Genomic DNA, 13105 nt, shown 5'->3' with positions numbered 1-13105 from the left:
CCGATGAAACTACGTGGCCTGTACGCCATTACCGACAGCCAGTTACTGGCCGGTAAATTGCTCGAATACGTGGAGGCGGCGCTGGAAGGCGGCGTCACCCTGCTGCAATACCGCGACAAAAGCAGCGATGAAGCCCGCCGCCTGCGTGAGGCCGAAGCGCTGCGCGATCTGTGCGAACGCTACAAGACCCAGCTGATCATCAACGACGACGCCGAACTGGCCGCACGATTGGGCGTAGGCGTGCACCTGGGCCAGACCGATGGCCCACTGATGCCGGTTCGGGCACTGCTGGGGCGTCACGCAATCATCGGCTCGACCTGCCACGCGCAACTCGAACTCGCCGAACTTGCCGCCAAAGAAGGCGCCAGTTACGTCGCCTTCGGCCGCTTCTTCAATTCCAACACCAAGCCCGGCGCACCGGCGTGCAGCCTCGAACTGCTCGACCAGGCCCGCAGCCAACTGCACCTGCCGATCTGCGCGATCGGCGGCATCACCCTGGACAACGCCGCCCCGCTGGTGGCCCACGGAGTCGATCTGCTGGCGGTGGTGCATGGCCTGTTTGGCGCAGAGAGCACGGCTGAAGTGACACGCCGTGCCCGCGCATTCAATGAATTACTTAAAGTCTGATTTTGAGAGCCAAATCATGTCTCGTTCCGAAACCCTGTTTGCCAATGCCCAGAAACACATCCCCGGGGGCGTGAACTCGCCGGTTCGCGCGTTCAAGAGCGTTGGCGGCACACCGTTGTTCTTCAAGCACGCCGAAGGCGCCTACGTCACCGACGAAGACGACAAGCGTTATGTGGATTACGTCGGTTCCTGGGGCCCGATGATTCTCGGCCACAGCCACCCGGACGTACTGGATGCAGTGCGCAAACAGCTGGAACACGGCCTGTCCTACGGCGCCCCGACCGCGATGGAAACCGAAATGGCCGATCTGGTCTGCTCGATCGTGCCGTCGATGGAAATGGTGCGGATGGTCAGCTCCGGCACCGAAGCAACCATGAGTGCCATCCGCCTGGCCCGTGGTTTCACCGGTCGCGACAGCATCATCAAGTTCGAAGGCTGCTACCACGGTCACTCCGACAGCCTGCTGGTCAAGGCCGGCTCCGGCGCCCTGACCCAGGGCGTACCGAGCTCGGCCGGCGTACCGGCAGCGTTCGCCAAACACACCCTGACCCTGCCGTTCAACGACATCGACGCGGTAGAAACCCTGCTCGCCGAAGTTGGCCAGGACGTGGCCTGCATCATCGTCGAGCCAGTGGCCGGCAACATGAACTGCGTACCGCCGGCACCGGGTTTCCTCGAAGGTCTGCGGACCCTGTGCGACAAGCACGGCGTGGTGCTGATTTTCGACGAAGTGATGACCGGTTTCCGTGTCGCCCTCGGTGGTGCCCAAGCTCTTTACGGCGTAACGCCGGACCTGAGCACCTTCGGCAAGATCATCGGTGGCGGCATGCCGGTTGGCTGCTTCGGCGGCAAACGCAAAATCATGGAGCAGATCGCGCCACTGGGGCCGGTCTACCAGGCTGGCACGTTGTCGGGCAACCCGCTGGCGATGGCGGCTGGCCTGACCACTCTGCGCCTGATCAGTCGCCCTGGTTTCCACGCTGAGTTGAGCGACTACACCAGCCGTCTGCTCGATGGCCTGCAACAGCGCGCCGACGCCGCCGGCATTCCGTTCGTGACCACTCAGGCCGGCGGCATGTTCGGACTGTACTTCACCGGCGCCGACGATATCGTGACCTTCGATGACGTCATGGCCAGCAATGCGAACCTGTTCGGGCGCTTCTTCCACCTGATGCTTGAAGGTGGTGTGTACCTGGCGCCGAGTGCCTTCGAAGCCGGCTTCACCTCGATCGCCCACGGCGAAACCGAGTTGAAACTGACGCTGGACGCTGCCGAGCGTGCATTCGCCGCACTGAAATAAAAGCTGCGACGCTGACGTTGGCCATTGCCAGCGTCAGCTTTCACCTACATTCCCGCCCTTTTTCCTACTCGTCTACCCATAATCCCCCGCAAAGTAGGCGATATAGTCCCCGCGCAGCAGAAAAACGAGTAAAGACTTTGTAAGGTTGGCCTCGCTTATTTCATAATGCGCGCTTATTGGATCCCTCGATGGGTCCGCGCGCCCCTCAGAGGTAAGTCGATTCCCATGAACCGCACCGGCCGCACCCTTGCACTGGGCTGCCTGTTGCTCCTTCAGCCCCTGCTCGCGCTCGCACAAGCAGGCGGCAACTCGTTGTTGATCCCGGCGATGGGTCGCTGCACCCTCAATACTCAGCCGCAAGACCTGGCGCAAGCGCTCGCCGCCTGCCAGAAAGCGTCGGATGAAGGGGATGCGCAAGCGCAATACGAGTTGGGTGAGTTCTACTACAACGGCAAACACGCGCCGCGCGACCTCAATCAAGCCCTGAGCTACTTCGAAAAAGCCTCGCTGCAAGGCCATGCCCAGGCGCAATTCAAACTCGGCACCATGTTCTTCCACGGCGAAGGCGTACCGGCCAATAACGTTCAGGCCTATATCGTGCTGAAAATGGCCGCGGTCAATGGTGCCGAAGACGCGCTGGACACCGCCGACGAAGTCGCCGAAAAAATGTCCCGCGAAGATCTGGAAGTCGCTACCCAGGTGCTGGGGCAAATTTTCCGTAAATACCTGATGGAATTGCAGAGCGCCGATGGGCGTACACCGTTTTCGCCACTTCCCTGAATTGACACGGCCCCCTGTGGCGAGGGAGCTTGCTCCCGCTCGGCTGCGTAGCAGTCGTAAAGTCGGCACACGCGGTCTGTCCAGAAGGTAGCGGAGGCTGATTTCAGGGCCGCTTCGCAGCCCAACGGGAGCAAGCTCCCTCGCCACAACAAGCCCCACTAGCCACTCAATCCGTGGCTTACTTCTCAGGCATCGGCATCGGAAACGGCATGACATTGCCGACCGCGCCGCGGGCTTCGCTGATTTTCGGTGTGCCGAGGCGTTCGACCTCGTCGATACGCACGATCGAATGCATCGGCACGAAACTGCGCACAACGCCTTCGAACTGAGCCTTGAGCTTCTCTTCGCTCGGATCGACGACCACTTGTGTGCGCTCGCCAAAGACGAACTCTTCCACTTCCAGGAAGCCCCACAGATCACTTTGGTAGATCTGCTTGGCGTACATTTCGTACACCTGGCCCTGATTGAGGAAAATCACCTTGTAGATTGGAGCTTCACGTTTGGTCATGGTGGGCGGGTAACACATCGGGGATAAAAATGAGGGCGCGAACTATAGCATAGCCACCGGACGCGCAACGGTAGGAACCTTGGTGCATGTTCCCTATAATGCGCGGTTCTTTGAATCACGTGAGACTGGGGTCCATGGCCAAGAAGCTTTACATCGAAACCCACGGTTGCCAGATGAACGAGTACGACAGCTCGCGCATGGTCGATCTGCTGGGCGAACATCAGGCCCTGGAAGTCACTGCCCGCGCTGAAGACGCCGACGTGATTCTGCTCAACACTTGCTCGATCCGCGAACGCGCCCAGGACCGGGTGTATTCCCAACTCGGTCGCTGGCGTGAGCTGAAACTGGCCAACCCGGACATGGTGATCGCTGTCGGCGGTTGCGTGGCCAGCCAGGAAGGCGCGGCCATCCGTGATCGCGCTCCGTACGTAGACGTGGTGTTCGGCCCGCAAACCCTGCACCGCCTGCCGGAAATGATCAACGCTGCGCGCGCCACCAAACTGCCGCAAGTCGACGTCTCGTTCCCGGAAATCGAAAAATTCGACCACCTGCCCGAGCCACGTATCGACGGGCCGAGCGCTTATGTGTCGGTCATGGAAGGCTGCAGCAAGTACTGCACCTTCTGCGTGGTGCCTTATACCCGCGGTGAAGAAGTCAGCCGACCGTTCGATGACGTGATTGCCGAGATCATTCACCTGGCCGAAAACGGCGTGCGCGAAGTGACCTTGCTGGGGCAGAACGTCAACGGTTATCGCGGCACCACTCACGATGGACGCCTGGCCGACCTGGCGGAATTGATCCGGGTGGTGGCCGCTGTCGATGGTATCGACCGGATTCGCTACACCACCTCGCACCCACTGGAGTTCTCCGACAGCCTGATCCAGGCTCACGCCGACGTGCCGGAACTGGTGAAACACCTGCACCTGCCGGTGCAATCGGGTTCGGACCGCATCCTCGCGGCGATGAAGCGTAACCACACTGCGCTGGAGTACAAATCCAAACTGCGCAAGCTGCGGGCCGCCGTGCCGGGGATCTGCATCAGCTCGGACTTCATCGTCGGCTTCCCGGGCGAGACCGAGAAAGACTTCGAACAGACGATGAAGCTGATCGAAGACGTCGGCTTCGACTTCTCCTACTCGTTCGTTTATAGCCAACGCCCGGGCACTCCGGCCGCCGACCTGGCCGACGAAACGCCGGAAGAGCTGAAAAAAGAACGCCTGAACGCCCTGCAACATCGCCTGAACCAGCAAGGGTTCGAGATCAGCCGACAAATGGTCGGCTCCACTCAGCGGATCCTGGTCACCGATTATTCGAAAAAAGACCCCGGCGAACTGCAAGGCCGGACCGAGAATAACCGTATCGTCAACTTCCGCTGCGACAATCCGACCCTGATCGGCCAGTTCGCTGACGTACACATCGACGCCGCACAACCGCACTCGCTGCGGGGCTCGCTGATCCAATAACAGCGCATTCCCCCCTCAGGGAGCGGGTTTGTGTGGCGAGGGAGCTTGCTCCCGCTCGGCTGCGAAGCAGTCGTAAACCAAGCGACTCGATGCAACCCTGTAAACTGCAGAGACCGGGAAGGGAGTGCTTCGCACTCCAACGGGAGCAAGCTCCCTCGCCACAGACATGAAGTGACCGTTAGTGATTGGTCTGTTTAAGAGCTTTCGCACCCAGGCGACTGGCGTTATCCTTGATTTCATCATAATTGCCCCAGGGCGGCTAAATACGACCTTGAACGCACCCATAGAACCACATCGCTTCATCCTCGAGCCCTTTGAAGCTCGGCGCTTCGCCAATCTGTGCGGGCAATTCGACGAGCATCTGCGCTTGATCGAACAGCGCCTGACCATCGAGATCCGCAACCGCGGAAACCAGTTCGAACTGATCGGCGAACCCAAACACACCACCTCCGCGGAAAACCTCCTGCGCCGCCTGTACCGGGAAACCAAGGGTACCGAGCTGTCGCCGGACATGGTTCACCTGTTCCTGCAGGAATCGGCCGTCGAGCAACTGGACGACCACTCCCCCGCCGAACCGTCCGTCGCCTTGCGCACCAAGAAAGGCATGATTCGCCCTCGCGGCTTGAATCAGCTGCGCTACGTGAAGGAAATCCTCGGTAACGACATCAATTTCGGCATCGGCCCGGCCGGTACCGGCAAGACCTATCTGGCCGTTGCCTGCGCGGTAGACGCGCTGGAGCGCGAGCAGATTCGTCGCATCCTGCTGGTCCGTCCGGCGGTTGAAGCGGGCGAAAAGCTCGGCTTCCTGCCCGGCGACCTGTCGCAAAAAATCGACCCGTACCTGCGCCCGCTCTACGACGCACTCTACGAAATGCTCGGCTTCGAATACGTCGCCAAGCTGATCGAGCGTCAGGTGATCGAAGTCGCGCCGCTGGCCTATATGCGCGGCCGTACGCTGAACAACAGCTTCATCATCCTCGACGAAAGCCAGAACACCACCGTCGAACAGATGAAGATGTTCCTGACCCGGATCGGCTTCGGCTCCACCGCGGTCATTACCGGTGACATCACCCAGGTCGACCTGCCGAAAGGCACCAAGTCCGGGCTGCACCATGTGATCGAAGTACTGAAAGACGTGCCGGGTATCAGCTTCACCCATTTCATGCCCAAGGACGTGGTGCGCCATCCGTTGGTGCAGCGAATCGTCGAAGCCTACGAGCGCTTCGAAAATCGCACAGCCGACGAACCGGCGAAGCTCTCTCCCAAGGACACTCGCCCCGATGCTTGAGCTTGATCTGCAACTGGCTACCGAAGCGTCTGCCCCAAGCGAAGCCGAATTCCGTCAATGGTGCGAACTGGCCCTGCGCCAGCGTACTGCCGACTCCGAAATGACCATCCGTCTGGTCGACACAGAGGAAGCCCGCGAACTGAACTTCACCTGGCGGCAGAAAGACTACGCCACCAATGTTTTGTCGTTCCCGGCCGATGTGCCCGACGAGTTTCTCGACATTCCACTGCTGGGCGATCTGGTGATCTGCGTAGCAGTAGTCGAGCGCGAAGCGGCGGAACAAGGCAAGGAATTAAAGGCCCACTGGGCGCATCTGGTCATTCACGGCTGCTTGCATCTGCTTGGTTACGACCACATAGATGACGAGGAAGCCGAAGAAATGGAAGCACTGGAACGAACGTTGCTTGCAGAACTGGGTCATCCGGATCCTTATGCGGACGACGAAACAGACACATCCCCTATCGTTACAACAAAGGATTCAGAGTAATCGCTATGAGCGAAGATCGATCGAGCAACGGGCAGAAGTCATGGCTGGGTAAGCTCACCCAGGCTTTTGCCCACGAGCCGAAGAACCGGCAGGAGCTGCTGGAGCTGCTGCGCGATGCACACCAAAACAAGTTGCTGGACAGCGAAGCGCTGGCCATCGTCGAAGGCGCCATCCAGGTTGCAGACCTGCAAGTACGGGACATCATGGTCCCGCGCTCGCAGATGATCAGCATCAAGGCGACCCAGACACCTCGCGAGTTTCTGCCGGCCGTGGTCGACTCGGCCCACTCCCGCTACCCGGTGATCGGCGAAAGCCACGATGACGTGATGGGCGTGCTGCTGGCCAAGGACTTGCTGCCGTTGATCCTCAAGGAGAACGGCGACAGCTTCAACATCAAGGACCTGCTGCGCCCGGCCACCTTCGTGCCCGAGTCCAAGCGCCTGAATGTGCTGCTGCGCGAGTTTCGCGCCAACCACAACCACATGGCCATCGTCATTGACGAATACGGCGGTGTGGCTGGCCTTGTGACCATCGAAGACGTTCTGGAACAAATCGTCGGCGACATCGAAGACGAGCATGACGTCGAAGAAGACAGCTACATCAAGCCGCTGCCCAGCGGGGACTTCCTGATCAAGGCCCTGACGCCGATCGAGAACTTCAACGAGTTCTTCGACAGCGAATTCTCCGACGACGAATTCGACACCGTCGGCGGTCTGGTGATGAGCGCGTTCGGGCACTTGCCAAAACGCAACGAAATCACTGAAATCGGCGCCTATCGCTTCCGCATCCTGAACGCCGACAGCCGTCGGATTCACTTGCTGCGCCTGACACCTATTGCCCGGTAATTTTTCTAAGGATTGAAATGCGTCGTATGACCCGCCCCGGCTGGCCCGGTAACCTGCTGGCCGTGGCGGCCGGTGCACTCACCACCCTGGCCCTGGCGCCCTTCGATATCTGGCCGCTGGCATTGCTGGCGGTCGGCTTCTTTTACGCCGGCTTGCGTGAACTGAGCCCCCGCCAGGCCCTGGGTCGAGGCTGGTGTTTCGGTTTTGGCCTGTTTGCCGCAGGCACTAGCTGGATCTACTACAGCATTCACCACTTCGGTGGCGCTTCAGTGCTGCTGGCCGGTTTCCTGATGCTGATCTTCACGGCGGCGATTGCCTGGTTCTTCGCCCTGCCCGCCTGGCTTTGGGCGCGCTGGCTACGTCGTAACGAAGCCCCCCTGGCCGACGCCTTGGCGTTTGCGGCGTTGTGGGTGGGCCAGGAAGCCTTTCGCGGCTGGTTCCTCACCGGTTTCCCGTGGCTCTATTCCGGCTACAGTCAGCTCGACGGCCCACTGGCCGGGCTCGCGCCGGTCGGCGGGATGTGGCTGATCTCCTTCACTCTGGCCCTGACGGCCGCGCTGATCTACAACGCTGCACGACTGGTCCGCACTGGCCGTAAAGGCTTCATCGCTGTCGGTGTGTTGCTGCTGGCGGGTCCATGGGTGGCCGGCATGGCGCTCAAGGAGCATGCCTGGACCAACCCGGCGGGCGCACCGCTGAGCGTCGCGGCGATTCAGGGCAACATCGAACAAAGCATGAAATGGGAGCCGTCGCAACTCAACGCGCAGTTGGCGCTGTACCGCGACTTGAGTTTCAGCTCCAAACCCGTCGACCTGCTGATCTGGCCGGAAACGGCGGTCCCGGTGCTCAAGGAGTCCGTCGAGGGCTACCTGAACATGATGGGAAGCTTCGCGGCCGAGCGTAAGTCCGCGCTGATTACCGGCGTGCCGATTCGCCAGGAAGTCCGTCACGAGAAGCGCTTCTTCAACGGCATTACCGTTGTCGGTGAAGGCGATGGCACTTATCTGAAACAGAAACTGGTGCCGTTCGGCGAGTACGTTCCGCTGCAGGACATCTTGCGCGGCCTGATCGCCTTCTTCGACCTGCCAATGTCCGACTTTGCCCGTGGGCCGACCGATCAGGCACTGCTGCAAGCCAAGGGTTATCAGATTGCGCCGTTCATCTGCTACGAAGTGGTCTACCCGGAATTCGCCGCCGGCCTCGCCGCCCGCAGCGATTTGCTGCTGACCATCAGCAACGACACCTGGTTCGGCACCTCGATCGGCCCGCTGCAACATTTGCAGATGGCACAGATGCGCGCACTTGAGGCCGGTCGCTGGATGATCCGCGCGACCAACAACGGCGTGACTGGCCTGATCAACCCGTTTGGCCAGATCACTGCGCAGATCCCTCAGTTCGAACAAGGCATCCTGTACGGCGAAGTAGTACCGATGCACAACCTGACGCCGTACCTGGAATGGCGTTCGTGGCCGTTGATCATTATTTGCGTGTTGTTATTTGGCTGGGCGCTGATCGCTAGCCGGATGGCGAAGACCGTTTAAAAGCTTCGCGAGCAAGCCCGCATTTGATCTGTGTATACAGAAAATCCAGTGCGGGAGCGGGCTTGCTCGCGAAGACGGCATCACAGGCACAACATCAATCAGCCTCAACATCGCCTCGATAAAACATCGAATACCCGATCTGCCCCACCGCCTCATTCATCAACTGCCCCGATTGCCAGATCGATTTGAATTCCGGCATCCACCCCCCCAGTGGCCGGGCATTGTCCACGCCCAAGAACCCCACCGGCGCCGGCACCACCTCAAATCCGGCCTGCTCAAAGCTCCAGACCGCCCGCGGCATGTGCCACGCCTGAGTCACGACCACCACCCGCTTGATCCCCTGCGGCAACAATACCTGGGCGCTGAACTGTGCATTTTCCCAGGTCGTGCGGCTGCGCCCTTCCTGCCAGCGCACCGTCACGCCAAAATCATCGAGCAACGAGTCCGCCATCAGCTGCGCTTCAGTCGGCGGGGTACCGTAATGCAGACCGCCGCTGGTCAGAATCGGCAAGCCGGACGCCTTGGCCAGGCGCGCGGCATAGCGTTCACGCCCCAGGCCTACGCCGGTCGGCTGGTCGACGCCCCAGGCCAGATCGCCACGTTCGCGGCCCGAACCCAGCACCACAATCGCGTCAGCGCGCTGGCCCAGGCTTGCCCACTCCTCGCGCGCCAGCGCCGGCTCGCGTTCCAGGGCCCTGGCGCTCCACTCCACTATCACTGGCAGGCTCATCAACCAGAAGCCGCCCACGCCCAGGACAAAGCACACTCCCGCCAGCCTCGGCCTTGAGCGGCGCCACCACCAGGCGAGCACCAGTAACAGCAAAAGAATGCCGGGCGGCAATAGAAGTTGTTTAACGAAATAACGAAAAGGCATCGGGCATCTCCATAGATGCCCGAAGCCTAGGTGGGTTGACGCAATGCGACAACAAATACAGAAGGACTTTGCTTCAAAAAACCATATTCCATGGCTTCAAGTGCCCTTACTTGAATTGCAGAGACCGGACCTTTACCGCGCCTCCGCCGGATGCCTTGTCCTTGAGCCAGATGATCTTGGCCGAACGTGGTGCCTCGAGTTGCTTCACTGCTACTGACAAGCATCCGTGCGTTTCACGTTCACTGCGGTCCAGATAGGCCTTGACCAGGTCAAACTCTTCGGGGGTCAAACCACGCAATTCCAGCTCCAGGGGACGCTCATCACGAAGCCGTCCGGCGGTTTTGGCCGCATCCAAGGCCATTGCGAGACGGTCTATCAGCCTTTCGTACAACTCCGGTTTTGTAGCTTTTTGCTGTGACTCAACCATCCATCACCTCATTGAAGATAAGACTCACTCCCCTTTTAGAGCTTAGCTTCGCTGAAAAAACCGGCTGAGCGCCGCGACCAACGGCCCTCGGGGCGGGTATTGGCCTCGCCCTTGCGTGTAATCAGGGTTTCCCTCGATAGAGTGCGGTCATGTATGCTACGGCGCTTCCTGTAACTCCACTTCCAGCTCGCCTGGGCACCGAAACGCCGATTTGGCGTTGTCACCGTCCAGCGTCGCATTGAAGAGGATTAGGCCACCCCTATTCAGTTCAAAAGTAGCCATGCACGAACAATATCAGCCCCGTGAAATCGAAGCCGCCGCCCAGTCATTCTGGGACGAGCAAAAGTCCTTTGAAGTCAGTGAACAGCCAGGCAAGGAGACTTTCTACTGCCTGTCGATGTTCCCTTACCCCAGCGGCAAGCTACACATGGGGCACGTGCGCAACTACACCATCGGCGACGTGATCTCCCGCTACCAGCGCATGCAAGGCAAGAACGTCCTGCAACCCATGGGTTGGGACGCCTTCGGCATGCCGGCGGAAAACGCCGCGATGAAGAACAACGTAGCGCCCGCCAAGTGGACCTACGAAAACATCGCCTACATGAAAAGCCAGCTGCGCAGCCTGGGCCTGGCGGTGGACTGGTCCCGCGAAGTGACCACCTGCAAGCCCGATTACTACCGCTGGGAACAATGGCTGTTCACTCGCCTGTTCGAAAAAGGCGTGATTTACAAAAAAAGCGGCACCGTGAACTGGGACCCGGTCGACCAGACCGTTCTGGCCAACGAGCAAGTGATCGACGGTCGCGGCTGGCGTTCCGGCGCGCTGATCGAGAAACGCGAAATCCCGATGTACTACTTCAAGATCACCGCTTATGCGGATGAACTGCTGGAAAGCCTCGACGAACTGACGGGCTGGCCTGAACAGGTCAAGACCATGCAGCGCAACTGGATCGGCAAATCCCGTGGCATGGAAGTACAGTTCCCGTACGACGTCGCCTCCATCGGCGAAACCGGTGCGCTGAAAGTCTTCACCACCCGTCCGGACACCCTGATGGGCGCAACCTATGTTGCCGTGGCCGCCGAACACCATTTGGCGACCCTGGCCGCGCAAAACAACCCCGAGCTGCAAGCGTTCATCGCTGAATGCAAGGGCGGCAGCGTCGCCGAAGCCGACGTCGCCACTCAAGAGAAAAAAGGTCTGCCGACCTCGCTGTTCGTCGAGCACCCGCTGACGGGTGAGAAGCTCCCGGTGTGGGTCGCCAACTACGTGCTGATGCATTACGGCGATGGCGCGGTCATGGCTGTTCCGGCACACGATGAACGTGATTTCGAGTTCGCCACCAAGTACAACCTGCCGATCAAATCCGTGGTCCGCACAAGTGCAGGTGACACCAACCCGGCCCCTTGGCAGGATGCATACGGCGAGCACGGCACGCTGATCAACTCCGGCGAATTCGACGGCCTCGACTTCGCAGGCGCCTTCGACGCCATCGAAGTGGCGCTGATCAAGAAAAACCTCGGCGCCTCGCGCACCCAATTCCGTCTGCGCGACTGGGGCATCAGCCGTCAACGCTACTGGGGCTGCCCGATCCCGATCATCCACTGCAATACTTGCGGTGATGTGCCGGTCCCGGAAGATCAGTTGCCTGTCGTATTGCCGGAAGACGTCGTACCCGATGGCGCTGGTTCGCCATTGGCGCGCATGCCCGAGTTCTACGAGTGCTCGTGCCCGAAATGCGGCGCACCGGCCAAGCGTGAAACCGACACCATGGACACCTTCGTCGAGTCCTCGTGGTACTACGCCCGCTACGCCTCGCCGCACTATGAAGGTGGCCTGGTAGAAAAATCGGCGGCCGACCACTGGCTGCCGGTGGATCAATACATCGGTGGTATCGAACACGCCATTCTTCACCTGCTCTACGCGCGCTTCTTCCACAAGTTGATGCGCGATGAAGGCCTGGTGAGTTCCAACGAGCCGTTCAAGAACCTGCTGACCCAAGGCATGGTGATCGCCGAGACTTACTATCGTCGCGAAGCCAACGGCGCCTACACCTGGTTCAACCCGGCGGACGTCGAACTCGAACGCGACAGCAAGGCCAAGGTCATTAGCGCCAAGCTGATCGCAGATGGCCTGCCGGTGGAAATCGGTGGCACCGAGAAGATGGCCAAGTCAAAGAACAACGGCGTTGACCCACAGTCGATGATTGACCAGTTCGGCGCAGACACCTGCCGCCTGTTCATGATGTTCGCCTCGCCACCTGACATGAGCGCGGAATGGTCCGACTCAGGAGTAGAAGGTTCGCACCGCTTCCTCAAGCGCGTCTGGCGCCTGGCTCAAGCGCACGTCACTCAGGGCCTGCCGGGCAAACTGGACGTCGCCAGCCTGAACGACGAGCAGAAAGCCATTCGCCGTTCGATCCACCAGGCCATCAAGCAGGCCAGCCACGACGTCGGCCAGAACCACAAATTCAACACCGCCATCGCTCAAGTGATGACGCTGATGAACGTGCTGGAAAAAGCCCCACAAGGCACCGAGCAGGATCGCGCGCTGATTCACGAAGGCCTGGAAACCGTGACTCTGCTGCTGGCCCCGATCACCCCGCACATCAGCCATGAGCTGTGGCATCGCCTGGGTCACGCCGACCCGGTGATCGATGCCGGTTGGCCTGTACTGGACGAAAGCGCCCTGGTACAGGACAGCCTGCAACTGGTCATTCAAGTGAATGGCAAGCTGCGCGGCCACATCGAAATGCCGGCCAGCGCCAGCCGCGAAGAAGTCGAAGCCGCCGCTCGGGCCAACGAGAACGTGCTGCGTTTCGTCGACGGCCTGACTATTCGCAAAGTGATCGTAGTGCCCGGGAAACTGGTCAATATCGTCGCCAGCTAAATTGGATCGGGCGCCAGGCGAGCCTGGCGCCGAGTAAAACCTTTCGGGCCGCTTGACCGGCCCACATGGTTTCAAGGG

At 60.2% G+C, this 13105-nt stretch carries 12 protein-coding genes; 9 read left to right on the top strand and 3 right to left on the bottom strand.

The features are described 5' to 3' along the window. Nucleotides 1-3: 3 nt before the first annotated feature. From thiE to LOY38_RS04105, 3 genes are all read left to right on the top strand, one after another. On the top strand, nucleotides 4-627 hold the full coding sequence (gene thiE / locus LOY38_RS04115) for a thiamine phosphate synthase (RefSeq protein WP_258698939.1): 624 nt from the start codon (nucleotides 4-6) through the stop codon (nucleotides 625-627). Between the two features lie 16 nt (nucleotides 628-643). Next, nucleotides 644-1927 carry a glutamate-1-semialdehyde 2,1-aminomutase gene (gene hemL / locus LOY38_RS04110; RefSeq protein WP_258698938.1) on the top strand — a complete coding sequence of 428 codons (1284 nt, stop codon included), beginning with the start codon at nucleotides 644-646 and terminating at the stop codon, nucleotides 1925-1927. 225 nt (nucleotides 1928-2152) lie between these two features. Beyond that, nucleotides 2153-2707, top strand: a complete 555-nt coding sequence (locus tag LOY38_RS04105; RefSeq protein WP_258698937.1) for a tetratricopeptide repeat protein — start codon at nucleotides 2153-2155, stop codon at nucleotides 2705-2707. A 178-nt stretch (nucleotides 2708-2885) separates the two neighbouring features. Here LOY38_RS04105 and LOY38_RS04100 read toward each other — a convergent pair whose 3' ends face one another. Beyond that, a complete protein-coding gene (locus LOY38_RS04100; protein ID WP_007894425.1) occupies nucleotides 2886-3215 on the bottom strand; it encodes a DUF1820 family protein in 330 nt (109 codons plus the stop codon). A gap of 134 nt (nucleotides 3216-3349) precedes the next feature. Here LOY38_RS04100 and miaB point away from each other — a divergent pair, with 134 nt between their 5' ends. The 5 genes from miaB to lnt all read left to right on the top strand — a co-directional run bounded on the left by miaB (nucleotide 3350) and on the right by lnt (nucleotide 8839). Then, nucleotides 3350-4678, top strand: a complete 1329-nt coding sequence (gene miaB / locus LOY38_RS04095; protein ID WP_258698936.1) for a tRNA (N6-isopentenyl adenosine(37)-C2)-methylthiotransferase MiaB — start codon at nucleotides 3350-3352, stop codon at nucleotides 4676-4678. 271 nt (nucleotides 4679-4949) lie between these two features. Next, nucleotides 4950-5966 (top strand): PhoH family protein, encoded by a 1017-nt coding sequence (locus tag LOY38_RS04090; RefSeq protein ID WP_258698935.1) that lies wholly within the window; start codon nucleotides 4950-4952, stop codon nucleotides 5964-5966. Next, nucleotides 5959-6453, top strand: a complete 495-nt coding sequence (gene ybeY, locus LOY38_RS04085; RefSeq protein ID WP_258698934.1) for an rRNA maturation RNase YbeY — start codon at nucleotides 5959-5961, stop codon at nucleotides 6451-6453. Before LOY38_RS04090 ends, ybeY begins: the two co-directional genes overlap by 8 nt. Before the next feature lie 5 nt (nucleotides 6454-6458). Continuing rightward, nucleotides 6459-7298 (top strand): HlyC/CorC family transporter, encoded by an 840-nt coding sequence (locus tag LOY38_RS04080; RefSeq protein ID WP_007909641.1) that lies wholly within the window; start codon nucleotides 6459-6461, stop codon nucleotides 7296-7298. 17 nt (nucleotides 7299-7315) lie between these two features. Next, nucleotides 7316-8839, top strand: coding sequence for an apolipoprotein N-acyltransferase (gene lnt, locus LOY38_RS04075; protein WP_258698933.1), 1524 nt, complete (start codon nucleotides 7316-7318; stop codon nucleotides 8837-8839). A 94-nt stretch (nucleotides 8840-8933) separates the two neighbouring features. On the opposite strand, the gene LOY38_RS04070 is transcribed toward lnt, so the two are convergent. After that, the gene (locus LOY38_RS04070) at nucleotides 8934-9713 is read right to left on the bottom strand and encodes a YdcF family protein (RefSeq protein ID WP_258698932.1); all 780 of its coding nucleotides are present in this window, start codon (nucleotides 9711-9713) and stop codon (nucleotides 8934-8936) included. 106 nt (nucleotides 9714-9819) lie between these two features. Then, complete coding sequence (locus LOY38_RS04065) at nucleotides 9820-10140, bottom strand: hypothetical protein (RefSeq protein ID WP_258698931.1); 321 nt, start codon at nucleotides 10138-10140, stop codon at nucleotides 9820-9822. Nucleotides 10141-10420: 280 nt separating this feature from the next. Here LOY38_RS04065 and leuS point away from each other — a divergent pair, with 280 nt between their 5' ends. Then, nucleotides 10421-13027 carry a leucine--tRNA ligase gene (leuS, locus tag LOY38_RS04060; protein ID WP_258698930.1) on the top strand — a complete coding sequence of 869 codons (2607 nt, stop codon included), beginning with the start codon at nucleotides 10421-10423 and terminating at the stop codon, nucleotides 13025-13027. The last annotated feature ends 78 nt before the right edge of the window (nucleotides 13028-13105 follow it).

Origin of the sequence: Pseudomonas sp. B21-015, assembly GCF_024749285.1 — a bacterium.
Classification (GTDB): Bacteria; Pseudomonadota; Gammaproteobacteria; order Pseudomonadales; family Pseudomonadaceae; genus Aquipseudomonas.
This window is presented reverse-complemented; position numbering and strand designations above follow the sequence as displayed.

Excerpts from the sequence above, each read along its gene's own strand:
- thiE (WP_258698939.1), top strand. The coding sequence starts at position 4 with ATGAAACTACGTGGCCTGTACGCCATTACCGACAGCCAGTTACTGGCC.
- LOY38_RS04065 (WP_258698931.1), bottom strand. The coding sequence starts at position 10,140 with ATGGTTGAGTCACAGCAAAAAGCTACAAAACCGGAGTTGTACGAAAGG.
- leuS (WP_258698930.1), top strand. The coding sequence starts at position 10,421 with ATGCACGAACAATATCAGCCCCGTGAAATCGAAGCCGCCGCCCAGTCA.
- LOY38_RS04070 (WP_258698932.1), bottom strand. The coding sequence starts at position 9,713 with ATGCCTTTTCGTTATTTCGTTAAACAACTTCTATTGCCGCCCGGCATT.
- ybeY (WP_258698934.1), top strand. The coding sequence starts at position 5,959 with ATGCTTGAGCTTGATCTGCAACTGGCTACCGAAGCGTCTGCCCCAAGC.
- LOY38_RS04105 (WP_258698937.1), top strand. The coding sequence starts at position 2,153 with ATGAACCGCACCGGCCGCACCCTTGCACTGGGCTGCCTGTTGCTCCTT.
- lnt (WP_258698933.1), top strand. The coding sequence starts at position 7,316 with ATGCGTCGTATGACCCGCCCCGGCTGGCCCGGTAACCTGCTGGCCGTG.
- miaB (WP_258698936.1), top strand. The coding sequence starts at position 3,350 with ATGGCCAAGAAGCTTTACATCGAAACCCACGGTTGCCAGATGAACGAG.
- hemL (WP_258698938.1), top strand. The coding sequence starts at position 644 with ATGTCTCGTTCCGAAACCCTGTTTGCCAATGCCCAGAAACACATCCCC.
- LOY38_RS04080 (WP_007909641.1), top strand. The coding sequence starts at position 6,459 with ATGAGCGAAGATCGATCGAGCAACGGGCAGAAGTCATGGCTGGGTAAG.
- LOY38_RS04100 (WP_007894425.1), bottom strand. The coding sequence starts at position 3,215 with ATGACCAAACGTGAAGCTCCAATCTACAAGGTGATTTTCCTCAATCAG.